The sequence below is a fragment of the Paracoccus mangrovi genome, assembly GCF_042648425.1.
GTDB classification, from domain to species: Bacteria; Pseudomonadota; Alphaproteobacteria; order Rhodobacterales; family Rhodobacteraceae; genus Paracoccus; species Paracoccus mangrovi.
Genome location: NZ_JBHRXJ010000007.1, coordinates 108,880 through 135,759 on the forward strand (window position 1 = coordinate 108,880; position 26,880 = coordinate 135,759).

Annotated in this window: 28 protein-coding genes; 15 read left to right on the plus strand and 13 right to left on the minus strand. The window is 64.8% G+C overall.

The window, feature by feature from the left end:
- Positions 1-5: 5 nt before the first annotated feature.
- Both ACFOMH_RS11185 and cobS read right to left on the minus strand, forming a co-directional pair.
- Complete coding sequence (locus ACFOMH_RS11185) at positions 6-533, minus strand: hypothetical protein (protein ID WP_377744538.1); 528 nt, start codon at positions 531-533, stop codon at positions 6-8.
- Between the two features lie 119 nt (positions 534-652).
- Positions 653-1,624, minus strand: coding sequence for a cobaltochelatase subunit CobS (cobS, locus tag ACFOMH_RS11190; protein ID WP_374422979.1), 972 nt, complete (start codon positions 1,622-1,624; stop codon positions 653-655).
- Between the two features lie 132 nt (positions 1,625-1,756).
- Here cobS and ACFOMH_RS11195 point away from each other — a divergent pair, with 132 nt between their 5' ends.
- Positions 1,757-2,725 (plus strand): DUF808 domain-containing protein, encoded by a 969-nt coding sequence (locus tag ACFOMH_RS11195; protein ID WP_377744539.1) that lies wholly within the window; start codon positions 1,757-1,759, stop codon positions 2,723-2,725.
- 31 nt (positions 2,726-2,756) lie between these two features.
- Here the strand turns inward: ACFOMH_RS11195 and ACFOMH_RS11200 are convergent, their stop codons facing one another.
- Entirely contained in the window at positions 2,757-4,454 is a 1,698-nt protein-coding gene (locus ACFOMH_RS11200) for a chloride channel protein (protein WP_377744541.1), read from the minus strand.
- 118 nt (positions 4,455-4,572) lie between these two features.
- Here ACFOMH_RS11200 and ACFOMH_RS11205 point away from each other — a divergent pair, with 118 nt between their 5' ends.
- Complete coding sequence (locus tag ACFOMH_RS11205) at positions 4,573-5,952, plus strand: FAD-binding oxidoreductase (protein WP_377744542.1); 1,380 nt, start codon at positions 4,573-4,575, stop codon at positions 5,950-5,952.
- Positions 5,953-6,082: 130 nt separating this feature from the next.
- Entirely contained in the window at positions 6,083-6,679 is a 597-nt protein-coding gene (locus tag ACFOMH_RS11210; RefSeq protein ID WP_377744544.1) for a LysE family translocator, read from the plus strand.
- 4 nt (positions 6,680-6,683) lie between these two features.
- Here the strand turns inward: ACFOMH_RS11210 and ACFOMH_RS11215 are convergent, their stop codons facing one another.
- Positions 6,684-7,184, minus strand: a complete 501-nt coding sequence (locus tag ACFOMH_RS11215; protein ID WP_377744545.1) for a GNAT family N-acetyltransferase — start codon at positions 7,182-7,184, stop codon at positions 6,684-6,686.
- 145 nt (positions 7,185-7,329) lie between these two features.
- Here ACFOMH_RS11215 and ACFOMH_RS11220 point away from each other — a divergent pair, with 145 nt between their 5' ends.
- The gene (locus tag ACFOMH_RS11220) at positions 7,330-8,118 is read left to right on the plus strand and encodes a glycoside hydrolase family 25 protein (RefSeq protein WP_374422989.1); all 789 of its coding nucleotides are present in this window, start codon (positions 7,330-7,332) and stop codon (positions 8,116-8,118) included.
- Positions 8,094-8,750 carry a CPBP family glutamic-type intramembrane protease gene (locus tag ACFOMH_RS11225; protein WP_377744547.1) on the plus strand — a complete coding sequence of 219 codons (657 nt, stop codon included), beginning with the start codon at positions 8,094-8,096 and terminating at the stop codon, positions 8,748-8,750. Before ACFOMH_RS11220 ends, ACFOMH_RS11225 begins: the two co-directional genes overlap by 25 nt.
- A 15-nt stretch (positions 8,751-8,765) precedes the next feature.
- On the opposite strand, the gene ACFOMH_RS11230 is transcribed toward ACFOMH_RS11225, so the two are convergent.
- Entirely contained in the window at positions 8,766-9,098 is a 333-nt protein-coding gene (locus ACFOMH_RS11230) for a DUF3147 family protein (RefSeq protein ID WP_377744549.1), read from the minus strand.
- A gap of 129 nt (positions 9,099-9,227) precedes the next feature.
- Between ACFOMH_RS11230 and aspS the strand changes: the two genes are divergently transcribed.
- From aspS to ACFOMH_RS11250, 4 genes are all read left to right on the plus strand, one after another.
- Positions 9,228-11,003 (plus strand): aspartate--tRNA ligase, encoded by a 1,776-nt coding sequence (gene aspS, locus ACFOMH_RS11235; protein WP_377744551.1) that lies wholly within the window; start codon positions 9,228-9,230, stop codon positions 11,001-11,003.
- 149 nt (positions 11,004-11,152) lie between these two features.
- A complete protein-coding gene (locus ACFOMH_RS11240; protein WP_377744552.1) occupies positions 11,153-12,523 on the plus strand; it encodes a DUF1800 domain-containing protein in 1,371 nt (456 codons plus the stop codon).
- 10 nt (positions 12,524-12,533) lie between these two features.
- Positions 12,534-13,715: a DUF1501 domain-containing protein gene (locus ACFOMH_RS11245; protein ID WP_377744554.1), complete on the plus strand. Its 1,182-nt coding sequence runs from the start codon at positions 12,534-12,536 to the stop codon at positions 13,713-13,715.
- 20 nt (positions 13,716-13,735) lie between these two features.
- The gene (locus tag ACFOMH_RS11250; protein ID WP_377744556.1) at positions 13,736-14,464 is read left to right on the plus strand and encodes a GNAT family N-acetyltransferase; all 729 of its coding nucleotides are present in this window, start codon (positions 13,736-13,738) and stop codon (positions 14,462-14,464) included.
- Here the strand turns inward: ACFOMH_RS11250 and ACFOMH_RS11255 are convergent.
- On the minus strand, positions 14,452-15,180 hold the full coding sequence (locus ACFOMH_RS11255) for a response regulator (RefSeq protein WP_374423394.1): 729 nt from the start codon (positions 15,178-15,180) through the stop codon (positions 14,452-14,454). The two genes, ACFOMH_RS11250 and ACFOMH_RS11255, sit on opposite strands and share 13 nt — an antisense overlap.
- A gap of 138 nt (positions 15,181-15,318) precedes the next feature.
- Here ACFOMH_RS11255 and mce point away from each other — a divergent pair, with 138 nt between their 5' ends.
- Complete coding sequence (mce, locus tag ACFOMH_RS11260) at positions 15,319-15,723, plus strand: methylmalonyl-CoA epimerase (protein ID WP_377744557.1); 405 nt, start codon at positions 15,319-15,321, stop codon at positions 15,721-15,723.
- A complete protein-coding gene (locus tag ACFOMH_RS11265) occupies positions 15,723-15,998 on the plus strand; it encodes a DUF1467 family protein (RefSeq protein WP_374423003.1) in 276 nt (91 codons plus the stop codon). The genes mce and ACFOMH_RS11265 overlap by 1 nt, the downstream gene beginning before the upstream one ends.
- Here the strand turns inward: ACFOMH_RS11265 and ACFOMH_RS11270 are convergent.
- From ACFOMH_RS11270 to ACFOMH_RS11280, 3 genes are read right to left on the minus strand one after another with little or no spacing between them, the layout of a single operon-like run.
- A complete protein-coding gene (locus ACFOMH_RS11270; RefSeq protein WP_377744558.1) occupies positions 15,949-16,665 on the minus strand; it encodes an EI24 domain-containing protein in 717 nt (238 codons plus the stop codon). The genes ACFOMH_RS11265 and ACFOMH_RS11270 overlap by 50 nt on opposite strands.
- Complete coding sequence (locus ACFOMH_RS11275) at positions 16,662-17,231, minus strand: nitroreductase family protein (RefSeq protein ID WP_377744560.1); 570 nt, start codon at positions 17,229-17,231, stop codon at positions 16,662-16,664. Before ACFOMH_RS11275 ends, ACFOMH_RS11270 begins: the two co-directional genes overlap by 4 nt.
- Positions 17,232-18,323, minus strand: coding sequence for a class II histone deacetylase (locus ACFOMH_RS11280; protein WP_377744562.1), 1,092 nt, complete (start codon positions 18,321-18,323; stop codon positions 17,232-17,234). It abuts the gene before it with no gap.
- 33 nt (positions 18,324-18,356) lie between these two features.
- Here ACFOMH_RS11280 and ACFOMH_RS11285 point away from each other — a divergent pair, with 33 nt between their 5' ends.
- Positions 18,357-18,605: a DUF167 domain-containing protein gene (locus ACFOMH_RS11285; RefSeq protein ID WP_374423011.1), complete on the plus strand. Its 249-nt coding sequence runs from the start codon at positions 18,357-18,359 to the stop codon at positions 18,603-18,605.
- Here the strand turns inward: ACFOMH_RS11285 and ACFOMH_RS11290 are convergent.
- On the minus strand, positions 18,602-18,853 hold the full coding sequence (locus ACFOMH_RS11290) for a hypothetical protein (protein ID WP_377744564.1): 252 nt from the start codon (positions 18,851-18,853) through the stop codon (positions 18,602-18,604). The two genes, ACFOMH_RS11285 and ACFOMH_RS11290, sit on opposite strands and share 4 nt — an antisense overlap.
- Positions 18,854-19,004: 151 nt before the next feature.
- Between ACFOMH_RS11290 and ACFOMH_RS11295 the strand changes: the two genes are divergently transcribed.
- Complete coding sequence (locus ACFOMH_RS11295; RefSeq protein WP_377744565.1) at positions 19,005-19,754, plus strand: M48 family metalloprotease; 750 nt, start codon at positions 19,005-19,007, stop codon at positions 19,752-19,754.
- A 256-nt stretch (positions 19,755-20,010) separates the two neighbouring features.
- A complete protein-coding gene (locus ACFOMH_RS11300; RefSeq protein ID WP_377744567.1) occupies positions 20,011-20,352 on the plus strand; it encodes a hypothetical protein in 342 nt (113 codons plus the stop codon).
- Between the two features lie 6 nt (positions 20,353-20,358).
- Here the strand turns inward: ACFOMH_RS11300 and ilvN are convergent, their stop codons facing one another.
- The 3 genes from ilvN to ACFOMH_RS11315 all read right to left on the minus strand — a co-directional run bounded on the left by ilvN (position 20,359) and on the right by ACFOMH_RS11315 (position 23,691).
- Complete coding sequence (ilvN, locus tag ACFOMH_RS11305; protein WP_377744568.1) at positions 20,359-20,919, minus strand: acetolactate synthase small subunit; 561 nt, start codon at positions 20,917-20,919, stop codon at positions 20,359-20,361.
- A 21-nt stretch (positions 20,920-20,940) separates the two neighbouring features.
- Positions 20,941-22,695, minus strand: coding sequence for an acetolactate synthase 3 large subunit (locus ACFOMH_RS11310; RefSeq protein WP_377744570.1), 1,755 nt, complete (start codon positions 22,693-22,695; stop codon positions 20,941-20,943).
- 162 nt (positions 22,696-22,857) lie between these two features.
- Complete coding sequence (locus ACFOMH_RS11315) at positions 22,858-23,691, minus strand: arginyltransferase (protein WP_374423021.1); 834 nt, start codon at positions 23,689-23,691, stop codon at positions 22,858-22,860.
- Positions 23,692-23,954: 263 nt separating this feature from the next.
- On the opposite strand from ACFOMH_RS11315, the gene ACFOMH_RS11320 reads away from it, so the two are divergent.
- On the plus strand, positions 23,955-26,834 hold the full coding sequence (locus ACFOMH_RS11320; RefSeq protein WP_377744571.1) for a [protein-PII] uridylyltransferase family protein: 2,880 nt from the start codon (positions 23,955-23,957) through the stop codon (positions 26,832-26,834).
- Positions 26,835-26,880: the final 46 nt, after the last annotated feature.

Genomic DNA, 26,880 nt, shown 5'->3' on the forward strand with positions numbered 1-26,880 from the left:
GATTATCATGACACAGGCTTGATCCGCAGATGGACATAGAGGCGTCCCCCGATTTCAAAGGCGGGCACGTCGCGGCTCATGACCTTGTCGTCCCAATGATCGGCCAGAACCTTGCGGGCGTCGCCACCCTTGGGCACCGAAAAGACGGCATAACTTCCCGCAGGAAGGAAAATAAGCTGATCCCGTCTTGATGCGGCCTTGAAAGCCGCAGGATAGGATTTCTTGATATCGAGCGACGGCGCAAGTTGAAGCGCCACAACCACATCCGCCAAATCCGAACCCAGGACCAATGTCTTGTCGCAGATGTGCTCGCCCCGGATTCCACCATTCGGCAGCAGCGGCAACATCTTCATGCTGTAGCCACTCTTGCCCGTCGCGCCGATTTTCTCGGCAGCCAGAAGCCCAAGCATCTGTTGCCCTGCCAGCGCAACTATCGAGACGGTTTCACCCCCGGGCAGCTTTGCACGATACTGCGCTTTCGGCAGGCGACAGTCGGCCGGCGCTGCGGCCGCTTCAAAGCCCACCAGCGCCATATGGGCCGCCACAAGACCGGCCAGAACGTGTCTGAAACGAGACATTGTAAGAGGTTTCCTTTAGATGAACGCCATAAGCAATTGAAATTCAGTCCGCCATCTCGCGATGGCTGCGTCCATCACCCCGCCTTGACCGCCGCGCTTTCGGGCAGTTCCTCGTCGAACAGGCGCTGATAGAACTCGGCGACGGTCTGGCGCTCCAGCTCGTCGCATTTGTTCAGGAAGGTCAGGCGGAACGCATAGCCGACATTGTCGAAGATGCGCGCGTTCTGGGCCCAGCTGATCACCGTGCGCGGGCTCATCACCGTGGACAGATCGCCCTGCATGAAGGCGGTGCGGGTCAGGTCGGCCAGCGTCACCATCTGGCTGATGATCTTGCGGCCCTTTTCGGTGTTATAGGTCGGGTTCTTCGCCAGCACGATATTGGTTTCGGCGTCATGCGACAGATAGTTCAGCGTGGCGACCAGCGACCAGCGGTCCATCTGGCCCTGGTTGATCTGTTGGGTGCCGTGGTAAAGCCCGGTTGTGTCGCCCAGACCCACGGTGTTGGCGGTCGCGAACAGCCGGAAATAGGGGTTCGGGGTGATCACCTCGTTCTGGTCCAGAAGCGTCAGCTTGCCGTCGGCCTCAAGCACGCGCTGGATCACGAACATCACGTCGGCGCGGCCGGCGTCATATTCGTCGAAGACGATGGCGGTCGGGTTGCGCAGCGCCCAGGGCAGGATGCCTTCGTGAAAGACCGTGACCTGCTTGCCATCGACCAGCTTGATCGCGTCCTTGCCGATCAGGTCGATCCGCGAAACGTGGCTGTCGAGGTTGACCCGCACGCAGGGCCAGTTCAGCCGCGCCGCGATCTGCTCGATATGGGTCGATTTGCCGGTGCCGTGATAGCCCTGGATCATCACCCGGCGGTTATATGCAAAGCCCGCAAGGATCGCCATCGTGGTGTCGGGATCGAACTTGTAGGTGCTGTCGATTTCCGGCACGCGGTCGGTCTTTTCGGCAAAGCCCTTGACCTTCATGTCGCTGTCTAGGCCAAAGACCTCGCGCAGGTCGATTTCCTCGGTCGGTTTCGCGTTCTGATCCAGCATCGGGCGGCCCTTTCGATTGTCCTGTGCTTGATGGATGATTCGGGGGCCGGGTGCAAGCGCGGGGCGCGGGAACCCTTGTCCGGGAAAGGGAATTGAGGCAACGAGGATTGCGAAACGGTAAGGGACGATGAGATGAGCGGATTGCTGGCGCTGCTGGACGACGTGGCGGGGATTGCCAAGGTGGCGGCCGCCTCGGTCGACGATGTGGCCGGACAGGCGGTCAAGGCCAGCGCCAAGGCCGCCGGCGCGGTGATCGACGACGCGGCGGTGACGCCGAAATATGTCCACGGCTTTTCGGCGGCGCGCGAAGTGCCCATCGTGATGAAGATCGCGCGCGGCTCGATTTTCAACAAGCTGGTGATCCTTTTGCCCATCGCGCTGCTTTTGTCGGCATTCGCGCCCTGGGCGATCGCGCCTTTGCTGATGGTGGGCGGGGCCTATCTGTGTTTCGAGGGTGCCGAAAAGGTCTGGCATGCGCTCGCGGCCGATCACGGCAACGACCCGCATCTGGTCAAGACGCCCGAGGGCGGCGCCGGCCTTGAGGAAGAGCGCGTCAAGGGCGCGATCAAGACCGATTTCATCCTGTCGGCCGAAATCATGACCATCGCGCTGGCCGCAATTCCGGCCAGCGATCCGATCTGGATGAAGGCGATCATCCTGATCCTGGTGGCTATCGGAATCACCGTCGCCGTCTATGGTTTCGTCGCGATGATCGTCAAGGCCGACGATTTCGGCCTGCATCTGGCCGAGCGGGGCGGCGTCACGGCGGGGCTTGGGCGCGGCATCGTGCGCTTCATGCCGCCCTTTATGAAGGTGCTGACGGTGGTGGGCACGGCGGCGATGATCTGGGTCGGCGGCCAGATCGTCATCCACGGCATGCACGAGCTGGGCCAGCACCAGCCCTATCAATGGATCCACGACATGGCCGAGGCTGCGGCCCATGCCATGCCGCAGGCGGCCGGTCTGGTCAATTGGGCGGTGACGGCGTTCTTTGACGGGGTTTTCGGTCTGATCCTCGGTCTGATCCTGATCCCGGTGGCGAATTACGTCATCTCGCCGCTGATCGGGGCGGTCCGGGGGATGTTCGGGTCCGGGGCCTGACGGAGCCTGATGGAGGCCTGAGGGGCGCGGCCTAGCCGTGCTCTTCGGCTGCGGCTGCGGCCAGGGCGGTGTTCAGGGCGCGCAGCGCATCGACATGGTAAAGCGCGCCCAGAATTTCGGGTTCAGCGCCGTCGCGGGCGGGCTGGATCACCGGCAGAAAGGCCGCGCCCGCCTCGTCGAAACGGCGCAGCGCGAAATCCAGCCTTTCGCCTTCGGCGATCCATTGCCCGGCGGCGACCATATTGCGCAACAGATCGGCCGAGGGCGCGTCGCGGGTGCCCAGAGCCCGCATCACCGCCGTCACCCGCATCTTTTGCGGCAACCAGACCTGCGGCCCCTCGGCGATGCGGATGCCGCGCCGCTCAAGCTGGGTCAGAAAGAATGAACGGTGGACCAGCCGTGATGCCAGCGCCGATGACAGCGACACCGTGGTCATCACCGCGATCCCGGTCTGCCAGTCGCCGGTCATTTCAAAGATGATCATCGCGGTCGAGATCGGCGCCCCCAGCACCGCCGCGCCGACCGCGCCCATGCCAGCCAGCGCATAGATGCCGATATTGCCCGAATATTGCGGCGCAAGCCCGGTCGCGATGATGCCGAAGGCCAGCCCTGTCAGCGCCCCCATGACCAGCGCCGGCGAGAACACGCCGCCCCCCATGCGCCCGCCCAGCGTGATCGCCACCGCGACGGCCTTGATCAGCGCGAAAACGATCACCGTCCACAGCCCCAGATCGCCCTTGAGCGCCGCGGCCGTCGTCTCATAGCCGACGCCGATGATATGGGGAAAGGGGATCGCGATCAGCCCCAGCATCGCGCCCGCGATGGTCGGCCGCCACCAGCGCGGCCAGCCCGTGCGCGCCATGATCCGGTTGGCGATGGTTTCGGCGCGAAAGATCGCGGCCATCATCGCCGCCGCCACCAGCGCACAGATCAGCCCCAGAACCACAAAGGCCGGCAGCTCGACATAAAAGCCAAGCGCGTTGGTGCGGGGCAGGTCGAATTCCGTCAGCCCGCCATAGCGCAGCCGGTTGATGACCGTGCCGGCCACGGCCGAAATCGCGATGGGCGCAAAGGCGCGGCTGGCGAAATGGCGCAGGATCACCTCATGCGCGAAAAGCGCGCCGGCGATGGGGGCGTTGAAGCTGGCGGCGACGGCGCCCGCGACCGCACAGCCCAGAAGCTCGCGCCCGGTCATCGCGCTGGCGTTGATGCGGTTGGCGACATAGGTCGAGATGACGCCGGCCAGATGCACCACTGGCCCCTCGCGCCCGGAACTGCCGCCGGTGCCCAGCGTGATGATCGAGGCGGCGGCCGAGGCCAGCCCCTCGCGCGTTTCGACGCGGCCGCCGTCCAGCGCCGCGCCCTCGATCACGTCGGCGACGGCGCGCACGCGCCCGTCCGGGGTGAAACGGTCCAGGATCAGCCCGACCACAAAGCCGCCGATGATCGGCACGATCAGCACCCACCACCATGGCAGCCGCCCCGCGACCGAGGCCATGGTCATGTCGTCGGTGCCATAGGCCAGATGCTGCAACGCGCCGATCCCCAGCCGAAAGACCAGCGCCGCCAGCCCGGCGCAGATCCCGATCAGCAGGGCGATGATCCAGAACTCGATCTGGCCGGGGCCGCGCGTCACCAGCACGCGCCAGCCCCGCGCCAGATGAGCGCGCAGATGCCGCAGGCCCTGTCGACCCCAACCCTTTGATGTTCCGTCTTGCCTGTCCGCCATGCCGCCGCTTTGTCCCTGTTCCCAGCCGATCACAAAGCGGCGCCTGCGTCCAGCCGTTGCGCTTGCCCTTGGGGCGGCGGCGGGACTATCAATTCCCTGTCATCCCAGGAGGTCCCCCATGCCGATCCCCGCGCCGGCCATCGATGCCCTTTCCGCGCTTTTGGGCGCACGTTTCTCGGTCGGTGCCGCCGACCGCGATCTGCACGGCCAGTCCGAGACCTTTCACACCGCGCCGCCCCCCGATGCGGTGGCATGGCCGGTCTCGACCGACGAGGTGTCGCGGGTGCTGGCGATCTGTCACGCGCATGGCGTGCCGGTGATCGGCTGGGGCACCGGCACCTCGCTCGAAGGGCATGCGCTGGCGGTGCAGGGCGGGCTGGTCGTCGACATGATGAAGATGGACCGCGTGCTCGATGTGCGGGCCGAGGACATGCAGGTCAGCATCCAGCCCGGCGTCACGCGCGAGGCGCTCAATACCGAGCTGCGGGCCACGGGGCTGTTCTTTCCGGTCGATCCGGGCGCCAATGCCAGCCTTGGCGGCATGGCCGCGACGCGCGCCAGCGGCACCACCGCCGTGCGCTATGGCACCATGCGCGACAATGTGCTTGCGCTTGAGGTGGTCCTGGCCGACGGCACGGTGATCCGCACCGGCACGCGGGCGGCGAAATCCAGCGCCGGCTATGACCTGACCGGGCTTTTCGTCGGATCCGAGGGGACGCTGGGCATCATCACCGAATTGACCCTGCGCCTGCATGGCCAACCCGAAGAGGTCGCCTCGGCGGTCTGTGGTTTCCCGACGCTGGATCAGGCGGTCGAATGCGTCACCGCGACGATCCAGTCGGGCATTCCGATGGCGCGGATCGAATTTGTCGATGGCGATGCGGCGCGCGCCTTTAACCAATATGCCGGCACGCATCTGCACGAAGGCCCGCATCTGATGGTCGAATTCCACGGCTCGCCCGTCACCGTCCGGGAGGATGCCCAGCGTTTCGGCGAGCTGGCGGCCGAATTCGGCGGCACCGGCTTTGACTGGGCGACCACGCCCGAGGAACGCGCCGCGCTGTGGAAGATGCGCCACGGCGCCTATCGCGCCTGCCTTGCGCTGCGCCCCGGCGCCACGGCGGTGGTCACCGATATCTGTGTGCCGATGTCGCATCTGCCCGCCGCCGTTGCCGCCGCGGCCGAGGATATCCGCGAGGCCGGTCTGATCGGCCCCATGGTCGGCCATGTCGGCGACGGCAATTTCCATTCGCAGATGCTGATCATGCCGGGCAATGCCGATGAGCTGGCCGCCGCCAAACGCGTCGCCACCCGCATGGCGGAACGCGCGCTGGCGGTGGGGGGCACCATCACCGGCGAACATGGCGTGGGCATCGGCAAGCGCCCCCTGATGCGCGCCCAGCATGGCGATGCGATCGGGGTCATGGCCGCGATCAAGACGGCGCTGGATCCGCAGGGGATCATGAACCCGGGCAAGATGCTGCCGGATGTGAACTGAGCCAGCCGATCAGCGCGGGGCGCAGGTTCCGGGCCGGTTCGGGGTGCAAGGATTGGGGCGCAAGAAACGGATCGCGACGATGCGGCGATCCATGGAATTCCGGTTTCCACCCCATAGCCGGAAATTCCCCATGACCCAATCCACGCTTGCGCTGATCCTGTTTCTGCTGCCCCTGGCCTATAGTCCGGGGCCGGGGAACCTGTTCTTTGCCGCCAATGGCGCGCGCTTTGGCTTTCGCGCCACGATCCGGGCCAATCTGGGCTATCATCTGGCGACGTGGATCGTGACCTTTGCCATCGGGCTTGGCTTTGCGGCCATTCTTGCGCGGGGGCCGGCGCTGTTTCTGGCGCTGAAATGGGTGGGGGGCATCTATGTGCTGATCCTCGCGCTGCGGTTCTTGCGGGCCGGGGCATATGGCGGCGCGGCCATCGCCCGTCCGGCGGGCTTTGCCGATGGCGCGATCCTTCTGATCCTCAACCCCAAGGCCTATGCGATCATCGCGCTGATGTATTCGCAGTTTCTGGGCGCGGCGGGGGCCGGGGATCTGGGCGCCATCGGCTGGATCAGCACGGTTTTCACCCTGAATAACCTTGCCGCCTTTGCGCTCTGGACGCTGGCCGGGGACCGGCTTGCGGCCGGGTTCAGGGATGCCGTCGCGGCGCGGCGGATGAACCTGATATCCGGCGCGCTGCTGGCGGGGGTCGCGCTTTGGATGCTGGCGACCTAGGCGGCTAGGTCAGTGGCGGGATGGCATAGATCACCCCGTCATAGATGTCGGTCCGATACCGCCCGACGATGGTGCCGCCCAGCCGCTCGGCGATGCGGCGGCTGGGGCGATTGTCCAGCGCTACCGGATAGCGGAAATGGTCGGGCGAAAACCGCCCGCTGCCGCGCCGGATCAGGGCCTGGACCATTTCAAGGCCATGGCCGCGCCCCTGCAATTCGGTGCGCACCCAGATGCCGATTTCGGGCCGGCCGCTGGTGATCCGCTTCAACCCGGCAAGGCCGATGAATTTTCGGGTCTCGGTATGACGTGCGGTCATGCACAGCTCGGTTCCGGCGCGTGCGCCCTCGATCCAGCCTTCCCAGATGCGGCGGAATTCGGCGCGGCTGCGCGGCGGTTGCCAGGCGGTATAGGGCGACAGGCGCTCGCTCATGCAGGCAAAGGCCTGGGTCGCGTCGGCGGCAACAAAGGGGCGCAGGGTGATGCGCGACGTCTGCAAATTATCCATCAGTTCTTGTGGTCGTCTTTTGTCTGCTTTCGGATCTGTCGCAATCCTGACAAATTCGTGATTGTCACGCCAGAGTGACTTTTCATCCGCCTCTGTCATAAGGGGGCAAAGCGCCGGAAACGCGGCGTGTGGGCAGAGGGCAGCAATGAAGGTTCTTGGCAAGGTATTCGCGGTTCTGGCGCTGGCGGCGCTGACGGCTTGCGGCGGTGGCGGCGGGTCGCGCGGCCCGGCGGTGATGGTGGGACAGGGCAGCGGCCCGCAATTCGGCGACAGCGCCCCCCACGCATGGGTCGGCGGCCATCCCTATGACCATCAGGTCCATGGCATCGACATCTCGCGCTATCAGGGGGATATCAACTGGGGCCGGGTGCGCAGTTCGGGCGTGAGCTTTGCCTTTATCAAGGCGACCGAGGGCGGCGACCATGCCGACCCGAATTTCCGCCGCTATTGGTACGAGGCCGCACAGGCCCGCATCCCGCGCGGCGCCTATCACTATTTCTATTTCTGCCGCTCGGGCGCGCAACAGGCGGCATGGTTCATCGCCAATGTGCCGCGCGAACGCGGCGCGCTGCCGCCGGTGCTGGATCTGGAATGGACGGCCTCAAAGACCTGTCCGCACCGTCCGCCCAGCTGGGAGGTCCTGCGCGAGGCCAAGATCTTCAAGGATATCCTGCATCGCTATTACGGCCAGCGCCCGATCATCTATACCACGGTCGATTTCTATCGTGACAACAACCTCGGCAGCTGGCCCGAGGAATTCTGGCTGCGTTCGGTCGCGGGCCACCCCCGCCTGACCTATCCCGGTCAGCGGTACAGCTTCTGGCAATATACCGGGACTGGGCGGGTGCCGGGCATCGGTGGCAATGTCGATCTGAACGTCTTTGCCGGTTCTCCGGGGCAATGGCGCGCATGGCTGAACCAGCGCATGCAATAAGCCGCGGCCTGTTATGGGCCGAGTTCGCGGCGCTCTATATCGGGGCGCCGCTGGCGATTGCGCTGTTTCTGCCGCCGCGCTCGATGTTTCTGGCGCTCTTCGTCCTTACGCTGGCGGGGCTGGTGCTGTTGTGGCGGACCGGCGGCTTTGAATGGCGCAGCCTGATTGCGGGCTTTCGCCGGGTGCCGGTCTGGCAGGTGCTGTTTTTCGGGCTGATCGTCGGGCTTGTGGGCTGGGCGATCATCCAGATCACCCAGCCCGATTACGCCCGGCCGCTGACCCCGGAACGGCTGCGGTTTCTGGGGGTGATCTGGCTGCTTTATCCGCTGATCTCGGCCTTGCCGCAGGAGCTGATCTTTCGGCCGCTGTTCTTTCACCGTTTCGGCAGCCTGTTTCCCGATCGCGGCACGGCGGTCGCCGTCAATGCGGCGGTGTTTTCATTCGCGCATCTGATGTACTGGTCCATCGTCGTCGCGGTGCTGACGCTGATCGGGGGCTGGATATTCGCCCGCGCCTATCTGTTGCGGGGCTTTCCCTCGGCCTGGATCCTGCACGGGATCGCGGGGAACGTGCTTTTCACGGTCGGCATGGGGGCCTATTTCTGGTCGGGCGCGGTGGTGCGTCCGTTCTAGGCCATGATCTGCGCGCTAGTGCAGCGCCCGCATCGTCATCAGGTAAAGGCCGAAAGTCAGCAGACAGCCGGCGCCCAGGCTGATCCAGAAGCCGAACCCCGCCCGAAGCATGGCCGGGATCAGCACGAACATCGGCAGCGATGGCAGCACATACCACAATGTCGCCTGCGCATGATCGGCCAGCCTGTCGGGATCGCCGGTGTCGCGCCACAACCAGATCATGCCCAGCACCGATACCAACGGCAATGAGGCGATCAGCGCGCCGATCCCGGCATGGCGGCGCGCGACCTCGGATGCGGCGGCGACCAGAATGCCCGAGATGGCGGCCTTGAGGATTAGATAAAGCATCGCTCCCCCGATCAAACGGCCGGGCCAGTGCAAGGCCGCGCGCCCCATGTGTCAAGCGAAACTCGGATGCCGCCTTGACTTTGCGGGCTTGGCGGTTTGTATCGGCGCGATGTGAGCAAGGAGCCGATCATGCACGCCTATCGCAGCCATACCTGCGGCGAGTTGACCGCCGCGAATGCCGGATCCGAGATCCGCCTGTCCGGCTGGGTCCACCGTGTCCGCGACCATGGGGGCGTGCTGTTCATCGACCTGCGCGACCATTACGGCATCACCCAGGTCATCGCCGACAGCGACAGCCCGGCCTTTGCCGCGCTGGAAAAGCTGCGCGCCGAAACCGTGATCCGCATCGATGGCCGGGTCAAGCTGCGCGACGCCAGCCTTGTGAACCCCAAGCTGCCCACCGGCGAGATCGAAGTCTATGCCACCGACATGGAGGTGCTGGGCGCGTCGGACGACCTGCCTCTGCCGGTGTTCGGCGATCAGGACTATCCCGAGGAAACCCGTCTGGCCTATCGCTTTCTCGACCTGCGCCGCGACAGCCTGCATGAAAACATCATGCTGCGGTCGCGGGTGATCAAATGGATCCGGGACGCGATGTGGGGGGCGGGGTTCACCGAATTCCAGACCCCGATCATCACCGCCTCGTCGCCCGAAGGCGCGCGCGACTTTCTGGTGCCCTCGCGTCTGCATCCGGGCAAGTTCTATGCCCTGCCGCAGGCCCCCCAACAGTTCAAGCAGCTGATCATGGTCGCGGGCTTTGACCGCTATTTCCAGATCGCGCCCTGTTTCCGTGACGAGGATCCGCGCGCCGACCGCAGCCCTACCGATTTTTATCAGCTCGACCTGGAAATGTCCTTTGTCGATCAGGAAGACGTGTTCGCGGCCATCCAGCCGGTCATTCAGGGCCTGTTTGAGACCTTTGGCAATGGCCGCCCGGTGGATGCCGACTGGCCGCGCATTCCCTATGCGGAATCGATGCTGAAATATGGCAGCGACAAGCCCGACCTGCGCAACCCCATCGAGATGCAGGTGGTCTCCGACCATTTCCGCGGCTCGGGCTTTGGCATCTTTGCCAAGCTTCTGGAACAGGACGGGACCGAGGTCCGCGCCATTCCCGCGCCCACGGGCGGATCGCGCAAATTCGCCGACCGCATGAACGCCTTTGCCCAACAGCAGGGTCTGCCGGGCATGGGCTATATCTTTTGGCGCAAGGCCGAGGACGGCTCGACCGAGGCTGCCGGCCCCATCGCCAAGGCTCTGGGGGATGAGAAAACCGAAGCCATCCGCCTGCAACTGGGTCTGGGCGAGGGCGACGCGGCCTTTTTCCTGGGCGGCAAGCCCGAGGCGTTCGAGGCCGTTGCCGGCCGCGCCCGCAACGAGATCGGCCGCGAGCTGGGCCTGACCGACGAAAACCAGTTCAAATTTGCCTGGATCGTCGATTTCCCGATGTATGAAAAGGGCGAGGACGGTCGCATCGACTTTTCGCACAACCCCTTCTCGATGCCGCAGGGCGGGCTTGACGCGCTGTCGGGCGATCCGCTTTCGGTCAAGGGCTATCAATACGATCTGGCCTGCAACGGCTATGAACTGATCTCGGGCGCGATCCGCAATCACAAGCCGGAAATCATGTTCAAGGCCTTTGAACTGGCCGGTTATGGCCATGACGAGGTCGAAAAGCGGTTCGGCGGCATGGTCAAGGCCTTCCGCTATGGCGCGCCGCCCCATGGCGGTTGCGCGGCGGGGATCGACCGCATCGTCATGCTTTTGGCCGATGAACAGAATATCCGCGAGGTCATCATGTTCCCGATGAACCAGCGCGCCGAGGATCTGATGATGGGCGCGCCCAGCGAACCCACCAACGAACAGCTGCGCGAATTGCGGCTGCGCGCCCTGCCTAAGGAATAAGACCGCGCAGAGATGCCCGGATGCAGGCCCCGCTTCGGCGGGGCCTTGCCGTTTTGCAGCATTTGAATAAACCGTGATCTGACCTTTCGCATGGGCCATGTGATAAGCATGTCCGAAACCCTGGTGGTTCCTGTCGTGAAAGGTTTTGCATGACGTTTGGATTTCCCGAACTGGCGGCGATCCGGCTGGGCTATGGCCTGTCGCCGCTGATGCCGCCGCCCGAGAATGTCGAAGCCGTGCTGTCCGGTCCGGCCAAGGCTGGTCCGGGGCCTGATGCCATGACCACCGCGCGGGCCAGCGAATTGATGGTGCGCCTGCGCGACCTGACCAAGGCCCGCAAGGAGGGTGGTCAGGAAGACATCGAAAAATCCAAGGATTTCAACCGCACGCTGGGCCGGATGATGGTCGCGGATCTGCAATCCCGGATTATCCGTGCCGTCGACGATCCGATCGGTTTCGGCGAAAGGCTGGTGCAGTTCTGGGCCGATCATTTCACCGTGCGACCCGCCGGGGCGGGGCAGAACCCCTTGGCCGTCGCCTTTGTCGACGAGGCGATCCGTCCGCATGTGAACGGCCGGTTCGAGGACATGTTCTTTGCCGCCGACACGCATCCGATGATGCTGGTCTATCTGAACCAGACCTCAAGCCGTGGACCCAATTCGATCGCGGCCAAGCGCAACCGGAACAAGGCCCTTGGCCTGAACGAAAACCTTGCCCGCGAGGCGATGGAGCTGCATTCCCTTGGGGTTGGTGCGGGCTATAGCCAAAAGGACGTCCGTCAGTTGGCCGAGCTGTTGACCGGGCTGGCCTTTACCCCGGCCGACGGCTTTTCCTATCGCCCGCAACTCGCCGAGCCGGGGGCCGAATCGGTGCTGGGCGAAAGCTATGGTGGTGGCCGGCGCGGTGGGCTGGACGATATCCGCTCTGCGCTGACCGACATCGCCCGCCGGCCGGAAACGGCGCAATATATCTCGCGCAAGCTGGCGGTGCATTTCGTGTCGGACGACCCGCCCGAGGATCTGGTGCGGGACCTGACCGGGGTCTGGCAGGCGTCGCAGGGGGATCTGCCGCAGGTTTATCGCGTGCTGGTCACGCATCCGGCGCTGGCCGAAACCCTGCGCCAGAAGGTGCGCCAGCCCTTTGACTATCTGGTCGCATGCTATCGGGCCCTGGGGATCACGGGCGAACGGATCGCCGCTTTGGAGCATCCGCAGAACGCGCGCATGACCTTTGATCCGATGACCGCGATGGGACAGCCCTGGGCGCGGCAGAACGGTCCCGATGGCTGGCCCGAGGACAGTCAGGCCTGGATCGCGCCCCAGCTTCTGGCGGCGCGCATCAACTGGTCGCTGCGCATGCCGCGCCAGATGCTCGATGACATGCCTGATCCGCGCAGGCTGCTTGAAACGACGTTTCGCGGCACCCAGTCCGACCAGCTGGCCTGGGCGGTGCCCAAGGCCGAAAGCGCGGCCGAGGGGGTCGCGCTGATCCTGGCCTCTGGCGATTTCAACCGGCGATAGGAGGGGACAGATGCTGAACCTGGACCGCCGTCTTTTTCTCAAGGGAACCGCGCTGATCGGTTGTTCGGCCGCGGCGCATCCGTTGATGAGTTCGATGACCTTCGCGGCCCTGCCGGGCGATAACCGGCTGGTCGTGATCATCCTGCGCGGGGCGATGGACGGGCTGGACGCGATCCAGCCCTATGGCGACCCGATGCTGCGCAAACTGCGCCGCGGCATTTCCACGGGGCCGGAAAACGGCGCGCTGGATCTGGACGGGTTTTATGCGCTGCATCCGCGGCTGCAACCGCTGATGCCCCTGTGGCAAAAGGGGGAGCTGGCCTTTGCGCATGCGGTGTCGACCCCCTATCGCGACAAGCGCAGCCATTTCGACGGTCAGGACGTGCTTGAGGCCGGAACGGGGAACGATCTGCCGGTGGACCGGCGTATCGGCGGCTGGCTGAACCGGTTGTTGCAGGTGACCCCCGGCGCAAAGGCCGAGACCGCCTATTCCGTCGGCGTCGAGCAGATGAAGATCCTGTCGGGCGAGGCCGCGCATCTCAGCTGGGCGCCGCGCGCCGCGCTGAGCCTGTCGCCGCAGGCGCAGATGCTGCTGGAACATGTCTATCATGACGATCCGCTGTTTCGCGACGCGGCCCGCGACGCGGTCGAGATCGGCGCCGATGCCCCGCGCATGGACCGGATCGCCGGCCCGACCGCCGATGCCACCGCCCTTGGTGCCTTTGCCGCCAGCCGGCTGAATGGCGAAAGCCGCATCGCCGCCTTTTCGATCGCGGGCTGGGACACCCATGCCACGCAAGAGCCGCTTCTGGGGCGGGCGCTGGACCGGCTGGTCGCGGCGATTCTGGCTTTGCGCGACGGGTTGGGCCAGAACTGGGGCCAGACCACGGTGCTGGCGATGACCGAATTCGGGCGCACGGTGCGCGAAAATGGCTCGGGCGGGACCGATCACGGCACCGGTGGCGCGCTGTTGATGGCGGGGGGCGCGATCCGGGGCGGACGCGCCTATGGCGACTGGCCGGGGTTGGGCGAAGGTCAGCTTTATGCCGATCGCGACCTGATGCCCACGCGCGACATCCGCGCCTATGCGGCATGGGCGATGCGGGGGATGTTCGGCATCGAACGCGATGCGCTGGAACAGGCGATTTTTCCGGGTCTTGACCTTGGCGGCGATCCAGGGATGCTCGCCTGATCCAGACAGGGATCATCGCCATGACCGAACGCCCCATCGGCCCCGTCGTGACCGGGTTTACCGTGCCCCCGCGCCCCGGACCCGATCAGATCGCGGGGCGCCATGTCGTGTTGGAGCGGCTGGACCCCGACCGGCATGCCGAGGATCTGTTTGCCGCCAATCGGGGACAGGACTGGCTTTGGGATTACATGCCCTATGGTCCCTTCCCGGATCTGCAAACCTATCGCGACTGGCAGGTGGCCATGGCCGCCGGGGCGGATCCGTTCTTTTACGCTATGCGCGATGGGCGCACGGGGCGGATCGGGGGGCTTGCCTCATTCCTGCGCATCGATCCGGCCAATGGCGTGATCGAGATCGGCCATATCGAGATCGCGCCGACCTTGCAACGCAGCCCGGCCGCGACCGAGGCGATATCGCTGATGATCGGTTGGGCCTTTGACGCCGGCTATCGCCGGGTCGAATGGAAATGCAACGCACTGAACGAACCCTCGCGCAGTGCGGCGCGGCGCTATGGCTTTACCTTTGAAGGCGTCTTTCGCCAGCACATGATCACCAAGGGCCGCAATCGCGATTCCGCCTGGTTCGCGATCATTGACAGCGAATGGCCCGCGCTTGCCCGCGCCCATGACGCATGGCTTGCCCCCGGGAATTTCGATGCCGAGGGGCGCCAGAGGCAAAGCCTGTCGGCGTTGACCGCCGCCGCCATTGCGCAAGGCATCGGGCCGGGCGCCCCGGATCAGGACGCCTGAACCGAGGCCAGCCGGTCCTGTACCAGCCCGCTGATCCGCGCCAGATCGGTCGCGAGCGCCTTGCCTTCGGAATGGTCACGGGCCAGCGTGGTCGCCGCATCCTCAAGCATGCGGTCATGGGCCGAACGCGCCACCCCGGCCAGAAAGCGGACGATATAGTCGATGGCGGCGGTATCGTCGGCCAGCGACAGCACCTCGGCCACATGGGCCAGATCGTCGCGCAATGCGCCGGGATCGGCCGCGATCATGTCATCGGGCAGCACCCGCAGCCCCTTGGGGCGGGCATCGGGGGGCAAGGCGGAAAGGATCGCCTCCTGGAACACGGCAAGGCTTTCGATGGGCTTGTCCAGAAAGCCGTCCGCCCCCGCGGCCATGGCGGCGGCGCGGTTGTTCGGGTCGCCCGAAATGCCCAGCACGACCGGCACCCGCGGATTGGCCTTGGCGATGGTCGCGATCATGTCGGCGCCGTTGCCATCGGGCAGCCCCATATCCACGATCACCGCGCCGGGGCGATAGGTCTGCAAATGCCGCAGGGCGGTGCGAATGCTGTCGGCCCGGCGGATGCGTGCGCCCGAGCGCAGGCAGAGCAGGCGCACCGCCTCGGAGGCGACGCGCGAATCTTCGATCACCAGTACAGTCAGTCCGGCCAGCGGTCGGTCCGGCAGGTTCGCCCGCCAGGTGGGAAGTGTATCCGTTCCGATCCTATCCTGTTCCATCATCGTAAAATCCTAACCTGGGAATCACCGTCTGCCCCCAGATTCGCGCCATATGCCTAATAAGCCGTTAACGCAGTTTTCTTTTCCTTTCCCCTGTCGCCCCGAGGTCTTAGAAGAGCCCAAACGACGGAGGGAAATATGATCGGACGTCTGAACCATGTGGCCATCGCCGTGCCCGACCTGAAAGCGGCATCCGCCCAATATGCCGATGTTCTGGGCGCCCATGTCGGCCCGCCGCAGGATGAGCCGGACCACGGCGTGACGGTCGTCTTTATCGAATTGCCCAATACCAAGATCGAGCTGCTTTACCCGCTGGGTGAGGAAAGCCCGATCCGTGGTTTTCTGGACAAGAACCCGTCGGGTGGCATCCATCATATCTGTTACGAGGTCGACGACATTCTGGCCGCTCGCGACCGTTTGCAGGCCCAGGGCGCCCGCATTCTTGGCACCGGCGAGCCGAAGATCGGCGCCCATGGCAAGCCGGTGCTGTTCCTGCATCCCAAGGATTTCAACGGCACCCTTATCGAGCTGGAGCAGGTCTGATGAATCTGACCGGGGGAATCGTCCTTTATGCGGTGCTGTGGTTTCTGGTTCTGTTCGTGCTGTTGCCGATCGGCCAGAAAAGTCAGGCCGAGATGGGCGAGGTCACGCCCGGCACCCCGGCCGGCGCGCCCCATGAACCCAAGCTCAAGAAAAAGATGCTTTGGGCCACGGTGATCGCCGGCCTGATCTGGGGCGTGATCGCCTATATCATCCTGGGCGGGGTCATTACCCGCGCCGATATCGAGGGTTGGTCCCAGAACCTTGGCCGGAACTGAGATGGAACAGATGGGTGAAGGCCGCAGCCGCCATCACCGGTCCCAGCAGGTTCAAAAGCGGCACCGTCAGCATCACCGCGATCAGCACACCCAAGAGCGTGGTCTGGGTGGTGAGGCCACGGCGCAGCGCGCTGGCCTGTGGCTCGTGCAGGTGGCGCCGCGCCGCCATCTGAAAGAACTCGCGCCCCAGCAACCAGCCGTTGCCGGCGAAATACAGCAGTGACGCCAGCGGCCCCAGAAACGGGGTCAGGATCAGCGTGATCAGCGTCACCGCGATCACCGCCCCCATCACCGCCAGCGATTCCCACAGCCCGTCCCAGAACGCCACCGGCAGGCCCCGGGCCTGGGGATAGTGGATTTCCTCGACCACCTCGCTGACCCGTTCGGCGAAAAGCCCCGAAAAGCCCGCCGCGACCGGAACCATAAGAAATATGCTCATCAGCGGCAGCAGGATCAGCGAGCTCCAGGACAGCGCCGGGGCCAGCGGAACCGCGCCGATCCAGGGCAGGGTCAGGGTTTCGGGCGCGAAAAGGCGGATCGCCCAGAACGCCCCGGCCTGCAACAGCACGAACATCACCAGCGTCAGCCCGACGCCAAGCGCAACCACGCCAAAGATGCGCGGCCGCGTCAGATCGCCCCAGGCCAGAAACAGAGCGCGCAGGATCATGCCAGAAACACCGTCTTGGCCGCGATATCGGGGCGCGGGCGTTCGGGCGGGGCGGCGCCGCGCTGGCCGATATGGATCAACCCGACCACGCGTTCATCCCCGGTCACGCCCAGATGCGCGCGCGCGAATTCGGGCTGCGCGGCGGGGCCGGTAAGCCATGCGGCGCCATAGCCGGCCGCCAGCGCCGCGTTGACCAGCTCAAGACAGACCGCGCCCGAGGACAGGAACTGTTCCCATTCCGGCACCTTGGGGCTGTCCACCGGGCTGAAGATCACGGCCACGATCAGGGGCGAGGCAAAGGCCGAGCGGGCCTTTGCCACCGCCGCCTCGTCGCCGCCCTGTGCCGCGACATCGGCGGCCAGCAGCGGCGCCAGCCGGTCCAGCACGGCGCGTTCCAGCACCGCAAAGCGCCATGGTTCCAGCTTGCCGTGATCGGGCACGCGCGCGGCCAGCTCCAGCAGCTTCATCAACTCGGTCCGCGCGGGCGGCGGGTTGCTCAGCAGCTTGGGCGGGTGCGAGCGGCGATGGCGCAGGAAATGCAGCGTGGCGGGATCGATATGTTGCATTCAGACCTCGAAATAGGCGGCCAGATCACGCAGATGGGCCGAAACATGACCGACCCAACGCGCATCGGGCTGGCGGGTTGCAAGGGTATCGGCGACCGGATCGACCGCCTCGATGGACGAGCCGGCCAGCGCGGCGATGGCGGCGTGGCCGCAAAAGGGCACATAGGCCTCGGAATAGCCGCCCTCATGGACCAGCACCAGCCGGCCCTTGCACAGATCGGCCGCCGCCTGTCGCAGGGCGCGGGTCATGGCGCCAAAGCTTTCGGCCGAAAGCAGCATCCGCCCCAGCGGATCCAGCGCCGAGGCATCGTAACCACAGGCGACGATGATGATTTCGGGCCGGTGACGCGCCAGCGCCGGCAGGACGATGCGCTCGAACGCCTCAAGATACGAGGCATGGCCGCAACCCGGCGGCAGGGGGATATTGATATTGCTGGCGTGCGCGCCCCGGATATCCTCGCCGCCGGTATCCAGCGGATAATTCCGGTCCTGATGCAGGGACAGGGTCAGGACATCGGGATCGTCCAGAAAGATCGCCTCGGTGCCGTTGCCGTGATGGACATCCCAGTCCACGACCGCGAAACGGTGCGCCAGCCCCCGTGCCTTTGCCGCGCGGATGGCAATGGCGATATTGGCCAGCAGGCAAAAGCCATTGGGCGTCTCGGGCAGGCAATGATGCCCCGGCGGGCGCGACAGGGCATAGGCATTTTCCAGATCGCCGCAAAGCACCTGCGTGACCGCCGCCGTGGCAAGGCCCGCCGACAGCGCCGCGATCTCATAGCCGCCCTTCAGAAAGGGGGCATGATGGCCGATTTCACCGCCGGTCGCGTCCGACAGCGCCTTGAACCGGTCCAGATAGCCGGCGGGATGAACCCGCAACAGATCCTCGCGCGGGGCAGGGGGCGCCGATTGCAGCGCCAACTCGCGCATGAGCCCGGTCACATGCAAAAGATTTACCAGCCGGCGCTTGCTTTCCGGGCTTTCGGCCAGACCGCCGCCGGGCTGAACGTGATGGCCCACAGGCAGGGTCAGCGCGTAATCCCCGCCCCCATGCCACAGCGTCAGCTCATCATGGAAAAAACCGGTCGCCATTGATTTTTCGCCCCGTCAAAGGTTCAAGGGACCATGACCGAACTGAGCCACCTTGCGCAACCCGGGGCTGTGATCGCGGTGCGCGTGACCCCACGCGCCTCGCGCAATGCCGTCACGCTTGAGGGCGAGGCGATTCGCGTCATGGTCACCACCGTCCCCGAAAGCGGCAAGGCCAATGCCGCCGTCATCAAGTTGCTGGCCAAGGCGCTGGGGATCGCGAAAACGCGGCTGGTCCTGTTGCGCGGGGCCAGCGGGCGTGACAAGCTGTTTCGGATCGACTAGCGGCGTTCCAGCCGGTAATTCCCCTCGGGCAGGTTCAGCGCGGCGCGCAATTCTTCAAGCTGTTCCATGGTCAGGACGATCTGCGCCAGCTCGCCGGTGTCTGGGTCGTATTGTTCGACGATGATGCGGTCGTCGAAGCTTTGGATCACGACATCCTCGTTCAGGGGGCGGCTGCCGGCGGCATCCTCCGAAAGCTCGTCGATCAGGGTGATGACGGTGGCATCGAAGTCGTGCTCGATGGTGAACATGGTGATCCCTCCGATTCAGTCTTTCACAACAATCGCGTGATATGAGGGGGGCGGCAAGACAGCGGTTTGCGATGGGCCAAGGCCGCGGCTAGAGTGTTGCGAAAGCAGGCGGGCAACCGCGGTATCGGTGCGTACGGACAGGGCAGGGCAGATGATCAAGGGTTGGCTGACGGCGGCATTTGTGCTGGCTTTGGCGGGGTGTGCGGTCGCGCCGGTTCAGCAGCCGCAGGGTGTGCCGGTGCCGCGCCCGACCGTGGATGTCGCGCCGTCGCCCGATCTGCCGCGCGATGCGCGGACCTCGGCGCGGTCCTTTGTCGCGGTGATCCGGCGCATGGAGCCGGCCGTCGAACGCGAATGCGTCCAGCGCCGCACCCAGCCGATCAACTGCGATTTCCAGTTCGTCGTCGACGATCGCCCGGGACTGGAACCCAACGCCTTTCAGACCATCGATTCGACGGGCAGGCCGATCATCGGCTTTACCCTGTCCCTGATCGGCGAGGCGCGGAATGCCGATGAGCTGGGCTTCGTCGTCGGGCACGAGGCCAGCCACCACATTCTGGGTCATATCAACCGCAAATCCAGCGCGGCGGCGATGGGGGCGGTGATCCTGGGCGGGCTGGCCAGCGCCTATGGCGGCAATTCCGACGCGATCCAGAACGCGCAGGACATCGGCGCACAGTTCGGTTCTCGTTTCTATTCCAAGGATTGGGAGCTTGAGGCCGACTATCTGGGCGCCATCATTGCGCTGAACGCCGGGTTCGATCCCGAACACGGCGCGCAGTTTTTCGCCAGAATCCCCGATCCCGGTGATAAAATTTTAGGCACGCATCCGTCCAACGCCGCGCGCATGGCACAGGTCACCCGGGCCATGTCCGACTATCGTGCGGGACGCGTGCAATAAAAACTGCCAGACTGTTGCCTTGCTGCACCGGTCGGCAGGCTGTCCGGCGCACATTGATATTAAATGCAAAATTTGCGCATTTTCCCGGCTCAACCGGCAAGTTCATCGTTTTCAAATTTTTTCTGCCGCGTTAACCTTACGTAACTCAAGAGTAGTTGGTGAAAAACTGCTTTCATGGGCGGGACTCTGCCGATAGTTACCTGCTTGTGTATTGCTGGGGCGGTCTTTGCCCAACAAAATTGGTTAAGGAGCATCTATGATCGGGGTCATTCTGTGGAGCAGTCCGGCTAAGGAGAAGGCCGTGATCTGGTGCGAAGATCACGGTTCCCTGGCCTATCTGCAGGGTCGCGACAACCTGGCTTTCGCGTGCGATTGGCCCGATGCGGGCGATCTGGTTGAACTGGAATACGAGACCGTCAACGATCTGCGCCATGCGCGCGCGGTTGCACCGGTTTCGGGAAACCGGCGGTCCGATCTGCCCGACCTGCTGCGCGGCATGGGCGAACCCGCCGCCGCGAATCAGCCCGCCCTGCGCGTCGTCTCGAATGTCGATATCGCGCAGCCGGGGCAGCCGCTCAGGCTTGCGGCCACCCGCTGATTGCGATTATGCGCCGCGCGCGAGTGCGGCGACGCCGGTCCGGGCCTGATCCGACAGGCCCAACGGCCGCATCAGATCCGCGAACGCATCCAGTTTTTCAGGCGTTCCGGTAATTTCGAAAACAAAGCTTTCCAACGTCGAATCCACGACGCTCGCGCGGAAAATTTCAGCAATCCGCAACGCCTCGACCCGCTTTTCGCCCTTGCCCGATACCTTGAACAGACCCAGCTCACGCTCGACGCTGTTGCCCTCGACGGTCAGGTCATGGACCTCGTGGACGGGGACGATACGGCCAAGCTGGGCCTTGATCTGTTCGATGACCGAGGGCGTGCCGCGCGTCACGATGGTGATGCGCGAACGGTGGCCAAGGTGATCGACCTCGGCCACGGTCAGGCTGTCGATATTGTAGCCACGCCCTGAAAACAGGCCGATGACGCGCGCCAGCACGCCAGCCTCGTTATCGACCAGAACCGCAAGCGTATGGCTTTCGATGGTCTGGGAATTGGGGTCGCGCAGGTCATAGGCCGAATGGCTGGTCGCGCCCTTTTGGATGTTCAGTGCTGCCATGTTCGTCTCGCTTTTCTCAAATCACACCAGGGCGCCGCCGGCGCCGGTGATGGCGCCATCGGTCGAGGCCTCGCCCAGCAGCATTTCGTTATGCGGCTTGCCCGAAGGGATCATCGGGAAACAGTTTTCATGTTTCTCGACCAATACATCCAGGATGAAGGGACCGTCATAGTCGATCATTTCCTGAATGGCCGCGTCCAGTTCGGCCGGATCCGAAACGGTGCGCCCCGCACAGCCGAATGCCTCGGCCAGCTTGACGAAATCGGGCAGGCTTTCCGACCAGCTTTGGCTATAGCGTTCGCCATGCAGCAATTGCTGCCATTGCCGGACCATGCCCAGGCGTTCGTTGTTCAGGATGAATTGCTTGACCGGCGCGCGGAACTGCACCGCGGTGCCCATTTCCTGCATGTTCATCAACCAGCTGGCTTCGCCCGCGACATTGATGACCAGCGCGTCGGGATGGGCGACCTGCACCCCGATCGAGGCCGGCAAACCATACCCCATCGTCCCCAGCCCGCCCGAGGTCATCCAGTGATTCGGATCCTCGAAATGCAGGAACTGCGCCGCCCACATCTGATGCTGGCCGACCTCGGTGGTGAAATAGGGCCGCTTTGCCGCCGTCAGCGCCTGAAGCCGCTCAAGCGCGTATTGCGGTTTGATGACCTTGTCCGAGTTGCGATAGGAAAGGCATTTCACGGCCTTCCACTGTTCGATCTGCGCCCACCATGTCCGCAGCCCTTCGGCATTGGTCTTGCGCCCGCGCGATTTCCAGATTTTCAGCATGTCTTCAAGCACATGGCCGACATCGCCGACAATCGGCAGGTCGACATGAATGATCTTGTTGATCGAGCTGGGGTCGATGTCGATCTGGGCCTTGACCGAGCCGGGGCTGAAATCCGCGACACGTCCGGTGATCCGGTCGTCAAAGCGCGCGCCGACCGCGATCATCAGGTCGCAATCATGCATGGCCATGTTCGCCTCATAGAGGCCGTGCATGCCCAGCATGCCGATCCAGCCCTTGCCCGATGCCGGATATGCGCCCAGCCCCATCAGGGTCGAGGTGACCGGAAACCCCGTCGCATCGGCCAGTTCGCGCAAAAGCTGGCTGGCGGCCGTGCCAGAATTGATGACGCCGCCGCCGGTGTAAAAGATCGGCCGCTCGGCCTTTTCCATCAGTTCGACCAGACGGGTGATCGCGCTCATGTCGCCCTTTTTCGCGGGCTGATAGCTGGGCGTTTCGATCTGTTTGGGGCCGACATAGCCGCCGGTGGCGAATTGCACATCCTTGGGGATGTCGATCAGCACCGGTCCCGGGCGCCCGGAGGTCGCGATATGGAACGCCTTGTGGATGGTGGCCGCCAGCTCGTCGGTTTCCTTGACCAGCCAGTTATGCTTGGTACAGGGCCGGGTGATGCCGATGGTATCGGCCTCTTGAAAGCCGTCGGTGCCGATCAGAAAGGTCGGAACCTGCCCGGTCAACACGACGATCGGGATCGAATCCAGCAACGCATCGGTCAGGCCGGTGACCGCATTGGTCGCCCCCGGCCCCGACGTGACCAGCACGACCCCCGGCTTGCCGGTCGACCGGGCATAGCCTTCGGCCATATGGACGGCGCCCTGTTCGTGGCGGACCAGAATATGCTTGATGTCGTTTTGTTGGAAAATCTCGTCATAGATGGGTAGTACCGCCCCGCCCGGATAGCCGAATACGGTGTCGACGCCCTGATCGCGCAGAGCTTCGATAACCATCCTTGCACCGGTCATTTCTCGGGACATGCCCATTCTCCATCTGTAAGTGACACGCGGCTGGCCGGGGCCATGCTGCGCCGCAGGAAACTATGGGCAGCGCGAGCAGCGGTCAATGCCGATTATCCAATAAAATGACCCCGCAGGGGCGTTTTGGGAAACATTGTTTCCTGTTCGCGCGATTTTCGGTAATTATCTGCGGTTCTGCGGCAGCGTAATCCGCGCGACCTGTTCGACGATGGGATCGATGGACAGCGGATGAATGTCGGAACTGTGCTGTTCCGGGTCGCCGATCGGCTGCCAGACGCCGCCCTTATAGATTTCCAGCGCCGAGAAACGCGCCTTGTAATCCATCTTGCGGCTGCCCGGCACCCAATAGCCCAGATAGATAAAGGGCAGGCCGGCGCTGCGCGCCAGCTCGATATGGTCGAGGATGATATAGGTCCCCAGGCTCGCGCTTTCCAAGGCGGGATCGTAAAAGCTGTAGACTAGGCTCAGCCCGTCATCGAGCACATCGGTCAGACAGACGGCGGCCAGCCGGTCCTGATCGGGCGCCGAGCCATCGCCCGAACCGGTGCGGTATTCGATCACACGGGTGCGGACGGGCGTTTCCTCGATCATGGCGGCGAATTCGAAGATATCCATATCGGCCATGCCGCCATCGGCGTGACGTTCATCCAGATAGGACCGGAAGAGGTCGTATTGTTCCTCGGTCGCCCAGGCGCTGGTCGCCAGCCGCCGAAGATGGCCATTCTTGCGCAGCGCGCGGCGCTGCGTGCGCGACGGCGAAAAGCCCGAAACCCGGATACGCGCCGACATGCAGGCCACACAGCTTTCGCAACTGGGCCGGTAAAGCACGTTCTGGGATCTGCGAAAGCCCTGACGGGACAGGGTGTTGTTCAGCTCATTGGCCGAATCACCGGCCAGCGCCGTGAACAGTTTCCGTTCGGCGCGGCCATGCAGATAGGGACAGGGCTGAGGCGCCGTCACATAGAATTGCGGTGCATGCGGCAGGCTATGTCGCATCAGCAGCCCCCTGGAAAGCCGGGTGCAGCATGCGCGCGTCACGCAGGGGGCGATATATGTCGGTCGGTGCGCGCATGGGGTGCGAATGAAAACTACTGGATCGTGGCAATATTCCGGCAAAGCCTAACAACAGAATTTCCACTCGCCAAGCTTGGAAACCGCAAGAAGTTCCCGGAAATTTTCGTCATGGGGGTTCGCGTCGTCCCGGCGCGCGGCGAATTTGTCCGGATTGACCTTGCCGGCGCCGCGATTAGGCTGCGCGCATGGATTTCGCCGACCGCATCACCCGCCTTCCCATTCCCGCAGACCGCGACCGCGGACAGTCCGCGCTTGAGGAGACGGGGATCGCCGATCCGCGTCTGGGCGACCTGATCAGGGGGGCGGCGGGATGCAGCCCCTATCTGGCCGGTCTGATCCAGCGCGAGGCCGACTGGCTCGGCGATGCCTTGCGGCATGACGATGTCGTGGACCGCGAAACCGCCGGTTTCGAGACGCTTTCCGCCGATGAACTGGGCCCAGCCTTGCGCCGGGCCAAGCGCCGCGTGGCGCTTTGGGCGGCGCTGGCCGATCTGGGCGGGGTCTGGCAATTGGAACAGGTTACCGGCGCGTTGACGGGTCTGGCCGACCGTGCCACCGATCTTGCCCTGCGCGTTCATGTCGCGGCCGAGCAGGCGCGCCGCAAACTGCCCGAAACCTCGGCGGATGCGGGCGGGATCGTCGCGCTTGCCATGGGCAAGATGGGCGCGGGTGAGCTGAACTATTCCTCGGATATCGACCTGATCGTTCTTTATGACGACAGCGCCTATGCCCCCGACGATCTGCATGAGGCGCGCGCCAGCCTGATCCGGGCGACGCGCAAGGCGGCGGCGATCCTGTCTGACAACACTGATCAGGGATATGTTTTCCGCACCGATTTGCGGCTGCGCCCGGATGCGGCGGTGACGCCTGTCTGCATCTCGATCTCGGCCGCGCTGGCTTATTATGAGGCCGAGGGCCGGACCTGGGAACGCAGCGCCTATATCAAGGCGCGTGCCTGTGCCGGCGATCTTGCGGCGGGCGAGCGGTTCCTGCGCGAATTGCGGCCCTTTGTCTGGCGCAGGCATCTGGATTTCGCCACCATCCAGGATGCGCATGACATGCGCCTGCGCATTCGCGAACATAAGGGGCTGCATGGCCGCATCGCGGTGCCCGGCCACAATATGAAGCTGGGACAGGGGGGGATTCGCGAGATCGAGTTTTTCACCCAGACCCGGCAGCTGATCGCCGGCGGCCGCGACCCCGATCTGCGGGTGCGCGGCACCGTCGAGGGCCTGGCCCGGCTGGCCGAAAAGGGGTGGGTCCCCGAGGCGGTGGCGCGGGAACTGACCGATCATTACCGTGAACATCGCGAGATCGAGCATCGCATCCAGATGGTCAACGATGCCCAGACCCATTCCGTGCCGGTCGCGTCCGAGGGGATCGACATCGTCGCCCGCATGATGGGTGAGGCCGATACCGGCGCCTGGTCGGCCCGCCTTGCCACGCGGCTTGAGCGGGTCGAGGCGCTGACCGGCGATTTCTTCGCGCCCTCGGATCGCGGCAGCCGGCCCCCGCTTTCCGCCGAGGCCGAGGCCATGGTGGAACGCTGGCGCGGTTACCCGGCGCTGCGGACGCAACGCGCCCGGGCCGTTTTCGCCCGGATCGAGCCAGAGCTTTTGACCCGGTTGACGGGTGCCGATCATGCGGACGAGACGCTGGCCCGTTTCGACAGTTTTCTGGCCGGATTGCCGGCCGGGGTGCAGCTTTTCTCGCTCTTCGAGGCCAATCCGCAGCTGATCGAGCTGATCGCCGATATCTGTGGCACGGCGCCGGGGCTGGCGAATTATCTGGCCCAGCAACCCGAGGTTCTGGACGCCGTCTTGGGCGGCAGTTTCTTTTCCGAATGGCCCGGCGCGGCGGGGCTGCGCAGCCAGCTTGAGGATAACCTTGCCACCGTTCTGGCCGCGCCCGATGGCGGCTATGAACGTGCGTTGGATGCGGCCCGGCGCTGGGCGCATGAATGGCAGTTCCGCACCGGGGTGCATCACCTGCGCGGTCTGATCGGCGCCGAAGAGGCGGGCGGCCAATATGCCGATATCGCCGATGCCGCCGTGGCGGCGCTGTTTCCGGTCGTGGCCGATGAATTTGCCCGCCGGCATGGGCCCGCACCCGGGCGCGGGGCCGTCGCGCTTGGGATGGGATCGCTTGGTGCGCGGCAGTTGAATGCGGCCTCGGATCTGGATCTGATCGTGATCTATGACGCGGCGGGTCAGGACGGATCGGATGGGCCAAAGCCCCTGGCGACGCGGCCCTATTATGCGCGGCTGACGCAGGCGATGATCACCGCGCTTTCGGCGCCGACCTCGGCCGGGCGTCTCTATGAGGTCGATATGCGGCTGCGCCCCTCGGGTCGGCAGGGGCCGGTCGCGACCTCTGTCCAGTCGTTTCGCGACTATCAGATGACCGAGGCCTGGACATGGGAACATCTTGCGCTGACCCGGGCGCGGGTCGTGGGCACATGTGGGGCCGATGCGCATGCGCTTGGCAATGAGGTCGAGGCGTTGCGCGTCGAGGTTCTGGAACGCCGGGGCCGGGCGCCGGCCGTGCTTTCGGATCTGGCCGACATGCGTGCCCGGATCTTTGCCGCCAAAGCGCCGGATGGCGCATGGGAGGCCAAGATCGGGCGCGGGCGCTTGCAGGATATCGAGCTTTTGGCCCAATCGCTTGCGCTGCGCACGGCCGCACCGGCGCGGGCCGCGCAGGCGCAGCTGCGCGCGGGGGTACGTGGCGGGCTGATCGGGGACGAGCCGGCGCGTGTTTTGGCCTCGGCGCGCAGATTTCTCTGGAATCTGCAATGCTCCGGCCGCCTGCTGACCGAAAAGCCGCTGGATATGGACAGTCTGGGCAAGGGCGGGCAGGCATTTTTGCTGCGCGAGGTGGGCGTGGAAAGCCTTGAGCGGCTGGCGGCCATGCTGAGCGAGACGGTCGAAGCGGCCGGCGCGATCATCGATGCGGCCATGCAGGCGGAAGTCAGCGACCAGAAAGACGGCGACCAGGAAGGCGCGGAGCAAGAGGACGGGGACCAGACAGATCCCGGACCGGAACCCGCCACCGCCAGGCCCTAGGCCAGTGCGGGCGCGCGCCCCCGCGACGATGGGATAGCACCCGGAT